The 17,077-nt window shown below is 63.6% G+C and carries 15 protein-coding genes; 6 read left to right on the forward strand and 9 right to left on the reverse strand.

The features are described 5' to 3' along the window. Window positions 1-236: 236 nt before the first annotated feature. From grxD to purL, 3 genes are all read right to left on the reverse strand, one after another. Window positions 237-578 (reverse strand): Grx4 family monothiol glutaredoxin, encoded by a 342-nt coding sequence (gene grxD, locus LGH83_RS06815; protein WP_227401138.1) that lies wholly within the window; start codon window positions 576-578, stop codon window positions 237-239. Between the two features lie 105 nt (window positions 579-683). Further along, window positions 684-914 (reverse strand): BolA family protein, encoded by a 231-nt coding sequence (locus LGH83_RS06820; protein WP_131118644.1) that lies wholly within the window; start codon window positions 912-914, stop codon window positions 684-686. A 51-nt stretch (window positions 915-965) separates the two neighbouring features. Next, window positions 966-3,182, reverse strand: coding sequence for a phosphoribosylformylglycinamidine synthase subunit PurL (gene purL / locus LGH83_RS06825; protein WP_227401139.1), 2,217 nt, complete (start codon window positions 3,180-3,182; stop codon window positions 966-968). A gap of 119 nt (window positions 3,183-3,301) precedes the next feature. Here purL and LGH83_RS06830 point away from each other — a divergent pair, with 119 nt between their 5' ends. Continuing rightward, complete coding sequence (locus LGH83_RS06830) at window positions 3,302-4,189, forward strand: methyltransferase domain-containing protein (RefSeq protein ID WP_227401140.1); 888 nt, start codon at window positions 3,302-3,304, stop codon at window positions 4,187-4,189. Window positions 4,190-4,200: 11 nt separating this feature from the next. Here the strand turns inward: LGH83_RS06830 and LGH83_RS06835 are convergent, their stop codons facing one another. The 6 genes from LGH83_RS06835 to LGH83_RS06860 all read right to left on the reverse strand — a co-directional run bounded on the left by LGH83_RS06835 (window position 4,201) and on the right by LGH83_RS06860 (window position 9,898). Then, a complete protein-coding gene (locus LGH83_RS06835; RefSeq protein ID WP_227401141.1) occupies window positions 4,201-4,467 on the reverse strand; it encodes a hypothetical protein in 267 nt (88 codons plus the stop codon). A gap of 26 nt (window positions 4,468-4,493) precedes the next feature. Continuing rightward, a complete protein-coding gene (grpE, locus tag LGH83_RS06840; RefSeq protein ID WP_131195292.1) occupies window positions 4,494-5,081 on the reverse strand; it encodes a nucleotide exchange factor GrpE in 588 nt (195 codons plus the stop codon). Between the two features lie 62 nt (window positions 5,082-5,143). Further along, window positions 5,144-7,969: a [protein-PII] uridylyltransferase gene (locus LGH83_RS06845; protein WP_227401142.1), complete on the reverse strand. Its 2,826-nt coding sequence runs from the start codon at window positions 7,967-7,969 to the stop codon at window positions 5,144-5,146. A gap of 257 nt (window positions 7,970-8,226) precedes the next feature. Further along, a complete protein-coding gene (locus LGH83_RS06850) occupies window positions 8,227-8,628 on the reverse strand; it encodes a GNAT family N-acetyltransferase (protein WP_227401143.1) in 402 nt (133 codons plus the stop codon). Between the two features lie 191 nt (window positions 8,629-8,819). Beyond that, entirely contained in the window at window positions 8,820-9,626 is an 807-nt protein-coding gene (gene dapB, locus LGH83_RS06855) for a 4-hydroxy-tetrahydrodipicolinate reductase (protein ID WP_227401762.1), read from the reverse strand. 5 nt (window positions 9,627-9,631) lie between these two features. Next, window positions 9,632-9,898 carry a BolA family protein gene (locus tag LGH83_RS06860; protein WP_227401144.1) on the reverse strand — a complete coding sequence of 89 codons (267 nt, stop codon included), beginning with the start codon at window positions 9,896-9,898 and terminating at the stop codon, window positions 9,632-9,634. A 116-nt stretch (window positions 9,899-10,014) separates the two neighbouring features. Here LGH83_RS06860 and LGH83_RS06865 point away from each other — a divergent pair, with 116 nt between their 5' ends. The 5 genes from LGH83_RS06865 (at window position 10,015) to LGH83_RS06885 (ending at window position 16,819) form a co-directional block, all read left to right on the forward strand. Next, complete coding sequence (locus tag LGH83_RS06865) at window positions 10,015-10,638, forward strand: J domain-containing protein (RefSeq protein WP_131118656.1); 624 nt, start codon at window positions 10,015-10,017, stop codon at window positions 10,636-10,638. 54 nt (window positions 10,639-10,692) lie between these two features. After that, complete coding sequence (cobS, locus tag LGH83_RS06870) at window positions 10,693-11,679, forward strand: cobaltochelatase subunit CobS (protein ID WP_131120025.1); 987 nt, start codon at window positions 10,693-10,695, stop codon at window positions 11,677-11,679. Between the two features lie 58 nt (window positions 11,680-11,737). Then, entirely contained in the window at window positions 11,738-13,648 is a 1,911-nt protein-coding gene (gene cobT, locus LGH83_RS06875) for a cobaltochelatase subunit CobT (protein ID WP_227401145.1), read from the forward strand. Window positions 13,649-13,722: 74 nt separating this feature from the next. Beyond that, window positions 13,723-15,432 (forward strand): calcineurin-like phosphoesterase C-terminal domain-containing protein, encoded by a 1,710-nt coding sequence (locus LGH83_RS06880; protein WP_227401146.1) that lies wholly within the window; start codon window positions 13,723-13,725, stop codon window positions 15,430-15,432. Window positions 15,433-15,523: 91 nt separating this feature from the next. Next, complete coding sequence (locus tag LGH83_RS06885; protein WP_227401147.1) at window positions 15,524-16,819, forward strand: hypothetical protein; 1,296 nt, start codon at window positions 15,524-15,526, stop codon at window positions 16,817-16,819. Window positions 16,820-17,077 lie beyond the last annotated feature (258 nt).

The raw sequence follows: 17,077 nt of genomic DNA on the forward strand, positions 1-17,077 counted from the left end.
AGATCCCAACCGGCGCGTCGTGCGCCTTGCGGGCTGAATAGCAATCTTGCCGGTACGGAACAACCGTCGCACGGTTGTCATCCATAAGATTCGGTCGAAATCGGGTCGCTGTGCTCGGCTTGCGTCGGTCTCCCGTCGCAGGCGGAAAAGCGGAGATAAACGAAAACGGCCGCCAACAAGGGTGGCGGCCGGGACGACGGGAACGGGCGACAGGATTGACCGAACGACCGATCCGCTCAGTTCGGCGCGGCTTGCTTCACCGGAAGACCAGCCTGCTCGAAATGCGTCTGCAACTCGCCCGCCTGAAACATTTCGCGAACGATATCGCAGCCGCCGAGAAACTCGCCCTTGACGTAGAGCTGAGGCACAGTCGGCCAGTTCGAATAATCCTTGATGCCCTGGCGCATCTCAGCCGTCTCGAGAACGTTCACGCTGGTATAGGGCGTGCCGAGATAGTCGAGGATCTGCACGACCTGGGCCGAAAACCCGCATTGCGGGAACTGCGGCGTCCCCTTCATGAACAGGACCACGTCGCTGGATTTGACCTTGGCTTCGATTTGCTCGTGTGCGGTGGACATCGCTTTTTCCCTCGAAAAGATGTGGAGCCTCGACCCCTCAGATGGGAGCAATATAGGTCAGCGCAAGCCGCTACGCCACCGACCCGCTTTGACCGATCGTGTCGCTTATTCGGCCGACGTCTGCAGCGCCAGGGCGTGAAGCACGCCGCCCATCTGGCCTTGCAGCGCGTCATAAACGATCTTGTGCTGCTGCACCCGGGTTTTACCCTTGAACGAGGGGGATACCACCGTGGCGGCATAATGATCACCGTCACCGGCGAGATCGCGAATCTCGACGCTCGCATCCGGCAAGGCGGCTTTGATAAGCCGTTCGATTTCGTTTGCTTCCATGGCCATGACGCGTCTCGCTTGGGTTCGATCGAAGGACGGCCTGATTTGCGGCGCCGCCTACAAGGTGCCGTCCATCAAGGCCGGAAAGAAACGCTCGTGCGCCGTGACGAGCGCGGTGAGCAGAATGGGGGTCTGGCCCGGCAAGGTCAACGCGTCGCCGCCTGTGATACCGATACGGCGAAGCGGAACGCCGGCCTGATTGGCCGCCGCCAGGAGACGGTCGACCTCTGCCCCGGGCACCGCGAGAAGATAGCGGCCCTGATCTTCTCCGAACAGCGCACCATGGGTTGGGCCCGCCCCGAGGCTTCCGGTTTCGAGGGTCGCACCGATCCCGCCGCGCATCGCCATTTCGGCGACCGCGACCGCAAGACCACCGTCCGACAGATCGTGGACACTCCTGACCCCGCCTGCGATGCAGTCGCGCACGAAATCCCCGTTGCGACGCTCGACCGACAAATCGACCGGCGGCGGCGCGCCCTCCGCCCGACCACAAAGGTCACGCAGATAGATCGATTGCCCAAGCCAATCCTGCCCATCGCCGACCAGCAGCAGAACGTCGCCGGCCCGCTCGATCCGGGCTTGCGCCACTTGCGCCACGTCGCTGACGAGTCCCACTCCGCCGATCGTCGGTGTCGGCAGAATGCCCTGCCCCATCGTCTCGTTGTAAAGTGAGACGTTGCCCGACACGATCGGGAAATCGAGCGCGCGCGCGGCTTCGCCGATCCCGAGGATGCAATCGACGAGTTCGCCCATCGCATCGGCTTTTTCGGGATTGCCAAAATTGAGGTTGTCGGTCAGCGCCAGAGGACGCGCGCCGACCGCCGTCAGATTGCGCCAGGCTTCGGCCACCGCCTGTTTGCCGCCCTCCAGAGGATCCGCCTTGCAGTAGCGCGGCGTCACATCCGCCGTCAGGGCCAGGCCCTTCGGCCCGTCCTCGACCCGGACGACAGCCGCATCGCCCCCCACAATTGGACCCGCGACCGTATTGCCGCCGATCAGCCGATCATATTGCTCGTAGACCCAGCGCTTCGAGCAGAGATCCGGCGAACCGACCAGCCGCAGCAGCGCATCGGCGTCCGACATCGGCGGCGACACGCTGGCGGCATCGAGCCGAGGCAGCTTCGGGGCGTGGGTGTGAGGCCGATCGTAGAGCGGGGCTTCGTCGCCGAGTTCCTTGATGGGCAGATCCGCCTTGATCTCGCCGCCGTGCTTGATGACGAAGCGGAGCGTGTCGGTGGTCTTCCCGATCACCGCAAAGTCGAGGCCCCATTTGATGAAGACGGCTTCGGCTTCCTTTGCCTTCTCGGGATGCAGCACCATCAGCATCCGCTCCTGGCTTTCGGACAGCAGCATCTCATAAGCCGTCATGCCACTCTCGCGGCACGGAACCTGGTCGAGGTCGAGTTCGATGCCAAGATCACCCTTGGCGCCCATTTCGACGGCCGACGAGGTGAGGCCAGCGGCGCCCATGTCCTGAATGGCGTTGACGGCCCCGGTCCGCATCAGTTCGAGGCACGCTTCCAGCAGCAGCTTTTCGGCAAAGGGATCGCCGACCTGCACGGTCGGGCGCTTCTCATGCGCGTCGGCCTCGAAGGCGGCGGATGCCATCGAGGCTCCGCCAATGCCGTCGCGACCCGTCTTCGAGCCGAGATAGACGATGGGATTTCCGACGCCCCTGGCCTTGGCGTAGAAAATCTCGTCGGCCCGGGCGATGCCGACCGCCATGGCATTGACCAGAATATTGCCGTTGTAGCTCGGGTCGAACGCCACCGAGCCACCGACGTTCGGCACGCCGAAGGAATTGCCATACCCGCCCACACCCGCGACGACGCCGGCCACGAGATGCCGGGTTTTCGGGTGATCGGGTGCGCCGAAGCGCAGCACGTCGAGACAGGCGACCGGCCGGGCCCCCATCGTGAACACATCACGGAGGATGCCGCCGACCCCGGTCGCAGCACCTTGGTAGGGCTCGATGAACGAGGGATGGTTGTGGCTCTCCATCTTGAACACGCAGGCGAGCCCATCCCCGATGTCGATGACGCCGGCATTCTCGCCCGGCCCTTGGATGACATGCGGCCCCTTGGTGGGCAGCCCACGCAAATGGCGGCGCGATGACTTGTACGAGCAATGCTCGTTCCACATCGCCGATACGATGCCGAGCTCGGTGAATGTGGGGGTGCGGCCGATCAGGGCGACGAAGCGCTCATATTCATCGGGCTTCAGGCCATGCGCGGCCACGAGTTCGGGCGTGATCGAAGGTTCGGAACGGAGCAATGCGACACCCTTGCGGAACAGGCAATTCCAAGCTTGGTTCGATAAGCCGCGTCGCCCGTGAAGGCAAGAAAAGCCGGCTGCCCTTTCAACCGACGTCGCCGCGCGCCATAACGTTCGGGATGGCACAGACCCCCTTCTCGGCTCCGACGATCTTCGATCGAACGCTTCTGCGACATCGCCTCGCCCGGTCGCGTTCCGGCGGCGGGGACTTCCTGCTCGACCGCGCAGCCGAGGATGCTGTCGACCGGCTGGCTCCGGTGCAGCGGCAATTTCGCGATATCCTCGACCTTGGCACAGGCTCCCCGGCACTGGCCGACCGACTTGCTGGCGCCCTGCCCGAGGCCCGTCTCGTGCGTTCAGCGCGGATCGCCGAAGCCGCCGATCCACGCTGGCTCACGGTCGTTAGCGACGAAGAACTGCTGCCGTTCGGGCCGGAGCGGTTCGATCTCATCATGTCGGTGCTGGCCTTGCATGTCGTCAACGACCTGCCCGGCGCTCTGGTGCAGATCCGCCGTGCGCTAAAGCCCGACGGTCTCGTCATCGCCTGCCTGATGGGGGGCCAAAGCTTGACCGAACTCCGAGCCGCGCTGACGCAAGCCGAAATCGAACTCACCGGCGGGGCCAGTCCACGCGTCGCGCCTTTTTCCGATCTTCGTGATCTGGGCAGCCTGATGCAGCGCGCCGCGCTGGCGTTGCCGGTCACCGATAGCGAACCGCTGACGGTGCGCTACAGTTCGATGTTCGGCTTGCTGGACGATCTTCGGGCCATGGGGGCCACCAACGCCATGGTCGAGCGAAGCCGGAAGCCGATGTCACGGTCTCTCCTGCTGCGGGCTGCCGCCATTTATGCCGAGCGGTTCAGCGACCCCGATGGCCGCGTTCGGGCGACGTTCGAGCTCGTCTGGTTATCAGGATGGGCGCCGCACGAAAGCCAGCAAAAACCGCTGAAACCCGGTTCGGCCAAAATGCGGCTTGCCGATGCGCTGAACGCCAAACCGATGGAATGAGGCACGCGGGCTCAGCGCCGACCGCGTTGCTCCGGCTTCACATAAAATTCGGCCAGCGCCTCTTGCCGGAGCGGCTCGCCGGTTGTCTCGCGGACGAAATCCGCAATGCCGGCATCGTCCCAGCCGGCGGTACGCAAATGCTCGATCTCGTCCGAGATCATCGCAACGAAATGTGCCACATCGACGTGTTTCGGCGGCAACCCGAGCGCCACCCGCATCGCGGTGCTCACGGTCGCGATCTGATCGACCGTGAACAGAAGGTCGTCGGGCTCGCTCATGATTGGCTCCGATCTAATCGATGGGGTCAGTTGACCTTCGGGCCGCCGCGCGACACGCCGACCTTAGCGGCCCGCAACACGCGGTCACCGATCGTATATCCCGTCTCGACGACCTGCTTCACGGTTCCGGACGGCACGCTCTCGTCCGGCACCTCGAACAGAACCTCGTGTAGATTCGGGTCGAACTTCTTGCCTTCCGGCTCGATCGGCCGAACGTTGAAGCGGGCAAGCCGGGACAGCAGATCACGCTCGGTCAATTCAACGCCTTCGACCAAGGTCTTGACCGCTTCCGACCCCGCGCGAGCCTCCGCCGGCAGGCTGGCGATGGCGCGGTGGAGATTGTCGGCGACCGCCAGCATCTCGCGGGCGAAATTCGAGACGCCGTAAAGCTTGCTGTCCGCCACCTCCTTGTCGGTGCGGCGACGCACATTTTCCATCTCGGCCATGGTCCGCAAAACCTTGTCCTTCAGGGTCGCGTTCTCGGCCGTCAGGTTTTCGAGGACGACGAACGGATCGGGCTCCCCTGCGGCACCCTGGGTCTGCGCGCGCTCATCATGTTGAGCAGCGGCGTCATCGACGGGGTCGATCGGATCGGCATTCGGATCAATCATCATTCACTCTATTTCACGTTCACTCGTCCGCGCATATCAGATGCGGCCCTGTAAAAATCAAGATTCTATGTGGATGGGCCGACCACCTCGGGCACAGGACGGGGCTGAACGGCGCGCTCCGGCGCACCGAAGATGCCCGATAACGTTCGGCGGATCAGCGTCTGCCGATTGGCGTCGAGAATCTTGGCGCCGGTGAGGTCGGTCACGTAGAAGGTGTCGACCGCCTTTTCGCCAAAGGTCGCCACATGCGCCGAGGCGATGTTCAAATTCAGCCGCGCGATCGAGATGGTGAGATCGTAGAGCAGCGCCGGGCGGTCGATGCCGCTCACCTGAAGCACGGTGTGCCGATTCGAGGCCTGATTGTCGACGATGACCTCGGGTTCGATCGGAAAGGTCGTATCGCGGCCCTTGGGCGGGCCCGCTTTGGCGGCGATCGCGTCGGACAGGCGTATCTCGCCACGGAGAGTGCGCGAAATCGCATTTGCGATCCGGCCAGCGCGCCGCTCCTCGTCGGCATCCTGTTCGAACGCGCGCGATACCGAAAACGTGTCGAGCGCCAAGCCGTCTGTCGTCGTGAAGATCTGGGCGTCGACGATATTGGCGCCGGCGGTTGCACAGGCCCCGGCGATGATCGAGAGAAGGCGCGGATGATCTGTCGTCACCAACGTCAATTCGGTGATGGCACGGAACGCGTCGGTCTCGATCTTGATCACCAAAGGCGCGGATTGGCCCGCGACCGAGCGCAGCAATTCGGCATGGCGGACCTTGCTGGACAGATCCACCCGCAGCCAGTAGGGCGGATAATGCCGACCCACATAGGCGTTCAACTCCTCTTCCGACCACGTCGGCAACGCCGCCCGCAACTCGCTATGGGACGTTGCCAGGCGCTCGCCCCAGGCGATCGGCTGCGACTGGCCGACGATCAACCGCTCGGTCTCGTAATAGAGGGTTCGGAGCAATTGACCCTTCCAGCCGTTCCAAACCCCCGGCCCAACCGCCCGAATGTCGCAGATCGTCAGGATCAAAAGGCATTTCAACTGTTCAATCGTCTGCACGATCTCGGCGAATGTCTCGATCGTGCGTCGGTCCGCGAGGTCGCGGCTCTGGGCCGTATTGGACATCACGAGGTGGTGCGCGATCAGCCATGCAACGAGGTCGGTCTCGGTTTCGCTGAGGCCGAACCGCGGCCCGATCGTGCGAGCAAGCTCGGCGCCTGCCGTCGAATGATCCTGCTCGCGGCCCTTGGCGACATCGTGCAGGAACACCGCGACATAGAGGGCGCGCCGAGCCGCGACGGTCGGCATCAGTTCATTGGCGAGCGGGTGGTCCTCCTTGGTGCGGCCGCCGTCGATCTCCGACAGGTTGCCGACAGCCCGCAACAGGTGCTCGTCCACCGTATAATGATGATACATGTTGAACTGCATCATCGCGACGACACGGCCGAATTCCGGGATGAAGCGGCGAAGGACGCCCGCCTCGTTCATCCGGCGCAGCACGATCTCGGGTGAATTGCGCGACGTCAAAATATCCATGAAGAGCCGGTTGGCTTCCGGGTCGTGCCGGACTTTGGCGTCGATCCGGCGAAGCGACAGCGTCACGAGGCGCGTGGCGTCAGGATGGATCGGCAATGCATAATGGTCGGACGCCCAGAACAGCCGGATCAAATTGACAGGATCCCGCTCGAACGCATCTTTATGCGCGACCGTGATGCGATCGACCTCAATCGCGAAGGTATCGCTCCCAGGGATCGTACGGATTTTTCGAAGCAGCGTCCCCATCAGGCGATTGAGTGTGGCGGGAGGCTTGGCTTCCTTTTCCTCCATCGCCGCGCAGACGATGGCGGTGAGATCGCCGACGTCCTTGGCGATCAGAAAGTAGTGTTTCATGAAGCGTTCGACGGCTGACAAGCCATTGTGTGAGCCGTAGCCGAGCCGCTCGGCGATGACGCGCTGGTAGTCGAAGCTGAGGCGCTCCTCGGCTCGCCCGGCCAGCAGATGCAGATGGCAGCGCACCCGCCACAGAAACTCCTCGCAACGCCGAAAGAGCTTGAACTCATGCCGGGTGAAGAGGCCGGCCGCGACCAGATCCTCGCTGTCAGAGACGCGGTAGACGTAATGGGCGATCCAGAACAAGGTGTTGAGGTCGCGCAGGCCGCCTTTGCCTTCCTTCACGTTGGGCTCGACGACATAACGCGACACACCGGCGCGGTTGATCCGCACCTCGCGTTCGGCAAGTTTGGCGGCGACGAATTCGCGCGCGGTCTTTTGAACGACCTCTTTGTCGAACCGAGTTTGCAGGTCGGCGAACAATGCTTTGTCGCCCTCGATCCAGCGCGCCTCGATCATCGAGGTGCGAATCGTCATGTCGGCCTTCGCCTGCCGGATGCACTCGTCCACCGACCGGGTTGCGTGCCCCACCTTCTGGCGCAAGTCCCACAAGACGTAGAGGATGGCCTCGACGACGCTCTCGCCCCAGGCAGTCTGCTTATAGGGAAGCAGAAACAGCAGATCGATGTCCGAGCCCGGTGCCAGCGTCCCCCGGCCGTAGCCGCCGACCGCGACGACACACAGACGCTCCGCATCTGTCGGCTTGTCGAGCGGGTAGACGTGGCGCAGCACATAGGCGTGGATCGCCTGGATGATCTCGTCCTGCAGAGCCGCGAGCCGGCGCGCGCAGTGAAGACCGCCGCCCTCTTCGAGGAACCTCTCCGTGATCGCGGCCCGCCCACTCGTCAGAGCGGTCCGGAAGAGTTCCACGACCGATTTGCGGATGCCCTCGCGCGGCGCCTCGGCGTCGGCATAAAGCGCCGCGATCGCACCCTCGAGCGCGACGCGATCGAGTGCCAGCGAATCACGGGCGGCGGATGACGGACGGAGCGAGACCATTGACATGGCGACATCCTAACGCGGGATCATGCGGGTGGGTATGGTGCCGCTAACGCTTGCGATGCGCGCAAGGTCGCAAAATCGATGATTGTGACGTGGCCCGCGTCAATTCGAAAGCACCCTCACATCGCCGAAAGTGCCTCGTGCGCCGGGAGATTTTTCCAGAAGAAGACGGCATCGGACGGAATGCCGTTCGGGTGCAGCGCATAGCAAGGGATGACACCAACCCGCTGATACCCGAGGCCGGCATAAAGCCGCTCGGCTCAACTTCCCGACGTCGTATCGAGGCACATCAGCGTCTTGCCGCGCGCCGCCGCCTCGCGCTCCGCCCGCAACACGAGAGCCCGACCAAGGCCGCGCCATCGTGCCGATCGGTGCACCAGCAAACGCGACAATTCGGCCCGATGAGGCTGGTTCTGCGGCGTTGCGAGAATGACCTGGACGGTCCCGCGTAACGCCTCCCCGATATAGCCGCCGAGAACGAGGCGGTGGCCAGCGAGGACGTCATCGGCTGTTTCACGATAGACCGCTTCGGCCTCATGCGAGGTCAAGCCCTCCATGAAGGAGACAGACGCTCCGCCCTCCACGCAATCGAGCAGAATGGTCCCGAGATCGCCCGCGCCCCTCTCGATCGCCACGGCATCGAGCACCTCGATCCGAATCAAGACAACGCTCGTTCGACATGACCAGCGCCAAGGTATCCGCTCCGCATGAATCCTCCCGCCACGCCGCCTTAGCGCAGGATGTCCCGACCACCGCCTGAAACCGCGTCAGACCGTAGGACGTCTTAGCGCAAGCAGCGTCACGGGAAAAGAACAAAGAAGCAACATGCGGCCTTGAGCCGGGGGCATGATGCTCAGAGATCATCCAACCCGAGAACGTCCGCCATCGAGTAGAGACCCGGCTTCCGGCCCCGCCCCCAAAGGGCCGCCCGAAGGGCGCCGCGGGCGAAGATGCCACGGTCCTGGGCGAGATGGGCCAGTTCGATGCGCTCGCCATTCCCCGCGAAGATCACGTTATGGTCACCCACGACCGAGCCGCCGCGCAGCGCTGCGAAACCGATGTCGCCAACCTTGCGGGCGCCGGTCTGCCCATCGCGAACTCGGACCGATCGCTCCGCAAGATCGATGGAGCGACCCGCTGCCGCGGCTTCTCCGAGCAGCAGAGCCGTGCCGGATGGCGCGTCGACCTTCATCCGATGATGCATTTCCACGATTTCGATATCGAAGTCTTCGCCGAGTGTCTTTGCCACGCGCTTGACCACGGCCGCCAGGAGATTGACCCCGAGGCTCATGTTGCCCGAGCGGATGATCGGTGCGTGCCAAGCCGCGGCCGAAATTCGCTTCAGGTCGGCATCGTCCAAACCAGTCGTTCCGATGACATGGACGATTCGGGCCTGTGCGGCCAGCGCCGCAAATGCGACCGTCGCGGCCGGCCGGCTGAAATCGACCACACCATCGGCTTCCACGAAGGCAGCAAGCGGATCGTCTGTGACCGGGATGCCGACCGCGCCGATGCCGGCCAGCAGCCCGGCATCCTGCCCCAAGGCGGACGAGCCAGCGGGCGCTAGCGCGGCCACAAGCCTCACACCAGGGGTCGTGTGGATCGCCTGGACCAGCATGCGGCCCATCCGTCCGGCAACGCCGGTCACGACCAAGCGCATGTCGCTCACGGCTCGGTTCCTCGAATGTCGAGCGCGAGCGCATGAACCGGGCCGCGCAACTCGGCTTCAAGCAGTGCGTTCACCATGCGGTGCCGCTCGACGCGGCTTTTGCCGTTGAAGGCTTCGGCTGCCACGACGACCCTGAAGTGCGTCTCGCCCCCTTCACGCGAGCCCGAGTGACCCGCGTGAAGATGGGATTCATCCACCACATCCAGGATGGTGGGGCGCAGTGCGGCTTGAAGCCTCGTTTTGATGGTGGCTTTGACCGTCATGGCATCTCCTTTACGCACAGGTGGAGGGGCGGATCGGCTGTCAAGCATCTTTTCGGACGACTTTTCTGGCCACGCCGCTTTGTTATGCGGCTCAACTCACCCATAATGACTTCGATATGAACCTTAACTCGCGTCTCTTCGATAGCATCAGGGTCAAACGATCGTCCAAGGAGGAGGTCGCGCCAGCCCAGGTTCGCTGTTCTCATCCGGGCTGCACCAAGCTCGGGGAATTTCGTGCGCCTATGGGTCGGGATCGCGAAGGCCAGTTCTTCACCTTCTGCCTCGAACATGTGCGCGAGTACAACGCCACCTATAATTACTTCAATGGCATGAGCGACGATGCCGTGGCGAAATACCAGAAGGACGCGCTGGTCGGCCATCGTCCGACCTGGAACATGGGCGTCAATCGAAACGGCAAGGGCCATCGCGAGGATCGCGACCAGACCGAGGACGATCCGCTCGGCATGTTTCACGGCCGCCCTGGCGTCGGGGCCGCTCCGGTTCCGCGCCGACCGCGTTACAGCGAGGCCACTCTGAAGGCGCTGGCCATGATGGATCTCGACGACACAGCCGATAGCGAGGCTGTAAAATCCCGCTACAAGGATCTGGTCAAAAGATTGCATCCGGATGCCAACGGTGGCGATCGGTCCAGCGAAGACAAATTGCGCGAAATCATTCGAGCTTATAAATTCCTGAAAACAGTCAAACTGGCTGCGACAGCGGCTAAATCCCCCCTGTAGCGATAGACGCGGAGTGTCCCCGTCAACCGATGGGTTGGCGGGCACGGAGGCATGATGGACAGAGTTGAGCAGCAGACCGGCGGTGTGCCGGATACGACGGTTTCGGTCAGAGAGGTCTTCGGCTTCGACTCCGGTATGCAGGTTCCGGCCTATTCCGTGATTGACGAACATGTGCCGGAGACAGACCCGGACTACATCTTCGACAAGGATACGACGCTGGCGATTCTCGCGGGCTTCGCGCGCAATCGCCGCGTGATGATCACAGGCTATCACGGCACCGGCAAATCGACCCATATCGAGCAGGTCGCGGCCCGGCTCAAATGGCCTTGTGTCCGCATCAATCTCGACAGCCACGTCTCGCGCGTCGACCTCGTCGGCAAAGACGCAATCGTTTTGCAGGACGGCAAGCAGGTCACCGAGTTCCGCGACGGCATGCTGCCCTGGGCGTTGCAGCATAATGTCGCGCTGTGCTTCGACGAATATGACGCCGGCCGACCGGACGTCATGTTCGTCATCCAGCGCGTGCTCGAATTGTCCGGCCGCCTGACGCTTCTCGATCAGAAGCGCGTCATCAAGCCTCACCCGGCGTTCCGCCTCTTCGCCACGGCCAACACGGTCGGGCTCGGCGATACGTCCGGCCTGTATCACGGCACGCAGCAGATCAATCAGGGCCAGATGGATCGTTGGTCCATCGTCGCGACGCTGAACTACCTGCCGCATGACCGAGAGGTCGACATCGTGCAGGCCAAGTCGCCGCACTATAAAACCAAGGAGGGTCGCGACATCATCAATCGCATGGTCCGCGTCGCCGATCTGACCCGGAACGCCTTCACGGCCGGCGATCTATCGACCGTCATGAGCCCGCGGACGGTCATCACATGGGCCGAGAATGCCGACATCTTCAACGATATCGGGTTTGCGTTCCGGCTCACGTTCCTCAACAAGTGCGACGAACTCGAACGCTCGCTGGTGGCCGAGTTCTATCAGCGCAGCTTCGGTAAGGAACTGCCCGAGAGCACCGTCAATGTGGCGCTGACCTGAGGGTCGCGCCCGGCGCGGTCGCCTGACCGCGCTCGACCCAGCAAGGAGTGGTGTCTCGATGAGCACCCCGACCAATCGAAAGACCATCGGCCCCGCCGAGGCCCCGCAAGAACCGTTCAAGCGAGCGGTTGCGGCCTGTATGCGCGCCATGGCCCGCACGCCCGCGCTTGAAGTCACCTACGCGGCCGACAAGCCCGGCGTCATCGGGCATGGCGAGAGCGCCAAGGCGCGCTTGCCCGAGCCCCCGCGCAAGCTGTCGCCCCGTGATGCCGCGATCGTGCGGGGCCATTCCGACTCGATGGCTTTGAAGCTTGCGTGTCACGATGTCGGGGTGCATCGAAAGCTTGCGCCCGAGGCGCAAGCCGCGCGTGCTGTGTTCGATGCCGTCGAACAGGTCCGCGTCGAGGCGATCGGGTCGCGCCGCATGGAAGGTGTCGCCAACAACCTGACCGCCATGCTGGAAGACCGTTATCACCGGGGCAATTATGCCGAAGTGAGCGACCGCGCGGATGCGCCGCTGGAGGACGCCGTCGCGCTCATCGCGCGTGAGCGTCTCACCGGCTTGAAGCCGCCCGCCGCGGGTCAAAAAATCGTCGATCTCTGGCGGCCCTGGATCGAGAACCGCGCCGGCGCCGAACTCGATCAGTTGGGCACCTCGATCGAGGACCAACGCGCTTTCGGGCGCGCCGTGCATAAGCTGCTCGCCTCGCTCGATATGGCTGATCCTTCGGCCTCGGACCGCGACGAGGACAACCAAGACGAGTCCGACGACACCCAAGCCGATAATCCGGAAAACCAGGACGGCGAGGGTGAGGAGAGCGACAGCGGCGAGACCATGGAGATGGATGCCGCCGATGCGGCGGCCGACGATATGGAAGATGGCGCCATGGATAGCGCCGACGCGCCGCTTGGCGAGACCCCCGAAGATTCCGACGACGGCGATTCGGACGAGGCCGCCGAAAGCCGGCAGCCACCGACCGGGCCATTCGAGACCCGAGGTCCCGATTACAAGGCCTATACGCAGAAATACGACGAGACCGTGCAGGCGGAGGACCTCTGCGAGCCCGAAGAACTCGCCCGCTTGCGGAGCTATCTCGACAAGCAGTTGAGCAACATGTCGAGTGTCGTGTCACGCCTCGCCAATCGGCTGCAACGCCGCTTGATGGCGCAACAGAACCGCTCGTGGGAGTTCGATCTCGAGGAAGGGATGCTCGACCCCGCTCGGCTCGTGCGCGTCGTCATCGATCCGCAGCAGCCCTTGTCGTTCAAGCGCGAGAAGGACACCGATTTCCGCGACACCGTCGTGACGCTGCTGATGGATAATTCCGGTTCGATGCGCGGGCGTCCCATCACGGTGGCGGCGAGCTGCGCCGACATCCTGGCCCGGACGCTGGAGCGCTGCGGCGTCAAGGTCGAAATCCTCGGCTTCACGACCCGCGCCTGGAAGGGCGGACAGGCACGTGAGACATGGTTGCAGGCCGGCAAGCCAGCGAGTCCGGGCCGCCTCAACGATTTGCGTCACATCATCTACAAGTCGGCCGACGCACCTTGGCGCCGCGCTCGCAAGAACCTTGGACTGATGATGCGCGAGGGGCTCCTCAAGGAGAATATCGACGGCGAGGCGCTCGATTGGGCCCATAAGCGCCTGCTCGGCCGTCCCGAGCAACGCCGCATCCTGATGATGATCTCGGATGGCGCCCCGGTCGATGACTCCACCCTGTCGGTCAATCCAGGCAATTATCTGGAACGTCACCTGCGCGCCGTGATCGAGGAGATCGAAATGCGCTCGCCAGTGGAATTAATTGCAATCGGCATCGGCCATGACGTGACGCGCTATTACCGGCGCGCCGTCACGATCGTGGATGCCGAGGAGCTTGGCGGCGCCATGACCGAGAAGCTGGCCGAGTTGTTCAACGACAAGCCTGGCACCAGTTCGTCCGGGCGAACGGGATCGCGCCGCGCCGCCTGATCGAGCCACCCGTCACGGGTCGGTCATCCCGCCCGCCTATCGTCTCGACCGAATCGTCGGACCAGGAGGCAGGTTTGGATCACGATCAAGAGAGCGGGTTATCCCGTCGCGATCTTCTGAAATCGGCAGCGCTCGGCGGGGTCGGTCTTGCGCTCGCCAGCGGCGACGCGCGAGCGGCAGCGACGGCGCAGGCCGATGGATCGAGCGCGACCGTTCGGGGCATCGTATTCGAGGACACCGGGATCACGGGCATTCGCCAAGCCGATAGCCGAGGCGTGGCCGGCGTGCTCGTGTCGAACGGACGCGAGGTCGTCAAAACGGATGCGGACGGGGGTTACACACTGCCGCTTCGCGACGAGACCATCATCTTCGTGATCAAACCTGCCGGGTTCACGACGCCGGTCGAAGCCGACACGATGCTGCATCGATTCTACCGCATCAATCAGCCGTCCGGCAGCCCAGTTGCGCTCAATCTGACGTTCGAGGGGATCGAACCGACGGCACCCTTGCCCGCGTCGCTGGATTTTCCGCTCACGCGGCAGGACGAACCCGCTCAGTTCGAGGTCGTGTTGTTCACCGACCCGCAGCCGCAAACGCCGGCGGAAGTCGACTTTATTCGCGAAGACGTGGTCAATGCACTGAACGGCACGCCAGCCAAGTTCGGCATGACGCTCGGCGATATGATGTTCGACGATCTGTCGCTCTACGGGCGCTACAACGGCATTATCGCGACGCTCGGCCTGCCCTGGTACAACATCGGCGGCAACCACGACCTTAATTTCGAGGCGCCCAACCGCCATTATTCGCGCGAGACGTTCAAACGGACGTTCGGGCCGCCCTATTACGCCTTCGCCTATGCGGATGCGGTCTTCATCATACTGGATAACGTCGATTATCTCGGCACCGACCCGAAGCGCCCCGGCGGCGCAGGCAAATACGAGGGGCGCATCGATCCGGCCCAGATGGATTTCATACGCAACCTGCTGGCCGAAGTGCCGACCGACAAACTGCTGGTCGTGACGTTGCACATCCCGCTCCGCACCTACATCGACCCCGAAGATCCGGCCCAGAACCTGACCAATCGGGCGGAGTTCCTCAAATTGTTCGAGGGACGACCGCATAGCGTGAGCTTCTCGGGCCACACCCACACGACCGAGCATCACTATCTCGATGCCGCCGACGGATGGACCGGCCCGCAGCCTCACCATCATCATGTGCTCACGGCGGTTTCGGGCTCCTGGTGGAGCGGGCCCTACGACCATCGCGGCGTCGCGGTGGCGGATAGCCGCGACGGAACGCCGAATGGCTTCCACATCCTCTCGATCGACGGCACCTCCTACACGACCCGCTACGTGCCCCTCAAGGAGCCGAACGGCCGCCAGATCCGCTTGTCGGTGCTTAGCCACCTGCATAGCGAGATGCGTCGCGACTATCGGCCGGGCGCCTTGATCGAACCGCCAATCGCGCTGGCGGCCGTCCCGTCCACGACCCTCGTGGCCAACGTGTTCGATGGTGGACCGAAGACCACCGTGACGATGCGGATCGGGACCGCCGAGCCGATATCGATGGTTCGGAAAGCAATCCCGGATCCCTTCGTGGAAGACGTTTTCGCTCGCAACGAGGCCGTCAAGAAAGCCTGGGTGAAAGCCGAAGTGTCGTCCCATATGTGGACCGTCCGCCTGCCGCCGACACTTGGCCCCGGGGTCCATCCGGTTCGCGTCGCGGCCACCGATCAATATGGCAGGGTGCACCACGCCACGCTGGCGCTCGAGATCGCCACCTGACACAACGCCGTCACGGTGAGCGGAGAGTCGCACTCAGGGGCGATCCGGTCCTATAGTGACCGGGACGCGACACGAACGGGGAACGCGAATCATGGATTTCGATCTGGCTGCCGAGTTGAGACGCCCGATCTCCATCGTGCTGGTGCTCGTCGCGCTCCTCGGCTGGATTGTCGCGATCTGGAGCTTCGTCAATGCAGGTTCGGACGCGTCCCAGGCGGCGGATCAGATCACCTCGCTTCGGCGCCAAAACGAGCAGGTCTCGAACGATCTGAAGGCGGAGCGCGCCGCCTCCGGCTCGCTGGCCGATATCGAAGGCAAGCGGCTCGCGGCGCAAAGCAGCGTCGCGGTCGCCCAAAACGCGACGGCAGCCGCCTCGAAATCACGTGACGAAGCGCAGGCCCAGCTGAAAAGCACGCAGGACAACTTGCTGCAATTGAGCGCGCAACAGAGCGGGCTCGAGCAGACGCTGGCGCAAAGCAATGCCGACCTCGAAAAAGCCCACGCGGACCTCGAAGCCACGATGCGGAGTGATGCTCAAGTCAAGCTGGAGGCCGCGCAGGCCGAGACTGATTTGACGGCGTCCAAGAGCACGATGGCGACGCTCGATGAAAACCGGGTAGCGGCCCAAAAGGCGGTCGCCGATGCGGCGGCGGAGCGGGATCGGCTCAATCGCGAGATCGAGCCAGCGCGCCGCCAATTGGCTGATCTGACCCGTCAGGTCGCAGAAGCACAAAGCGCGCTCGATACGGCGAAGTCCGGGATTCCGCCGCTTGACGCTCAGCGCACCAGCATCGAAAAGTCCATCACCGATGCTGCCGCTGCGCGCGACAAGGTGCAGGCCGAGACGGCATCGACGCAAGCTCTGCTGGCTCAAGCACAGGCGGATCTCTCGGCAATCCGCAAAGCCATTCCGGCTGCCCAGGCGGATCGACAGGCCATCGACAAGGCCGTGTCCGATGCGACGAGCCAACGCGATACCCTGAAGGGCGTGATCGACGGACTGCAGCAGAAATTGACTGACGCGACAGCCCGTTTGTCACAGACTGAGGCGCAGATGACCGCGCGGCAAGCCGCACTGGCGGCTGTCGAGGCCGACCAGACGCGGGTCGCCAAGACTGTTGCGGATGCAGGTGCTCAACGCGACAAGCTGGCCAGCGACGTGGCCGGTGCGCAGACAAGTCTCACGGATCTCCAAGGCCGGATCGCCACGCTGGATGCCGACGTCAAACGGCGCAACGATGAGCTTGCCGGACTCAAAACGTCGATCGAGCAGGCCCGTGCGACGCTGAAGACGGTTCAGGACGAGATCGACCAAGCCAGAGCGGCAGCCGCAACAGCGCCGGCCCCATCCTCCGGTTCGGCGCCGGATACCGCAAAGGTTCCGTGACGGCGACCCGGCGTGGAGCCGACGCAGGCGCTGCGGGTGTTGATGCCTTCGGACCGGAGCTCTGGAGCATGATGGTATTTCCGGCATGAGCAATCCGCAGAGTCCGCCTCTCGGACGACGCTGACGGTCGGACCATCGAGGCGCCATCAACTCGGTCCTGCGCGCGGCTTTTTGAGACGGTGCGGCAGGATAGGTCGGTAAGCCCCTCACCTCGCGACGTGATCGTCGCCGGCGCTCCGCCGCCCGCCGAAGCAACCC

It is taken from the genome of Lichenihabitans sp. PAMC28606, assembly GCF_020616535.1.
Classification (GTDB): Bacteria; Pseudomonadota; Alphaproteobacteria; order Rhizobiales; family Beijerinckiaceae; genus Lichenihabitans; species Lichenihabitans psoromatis.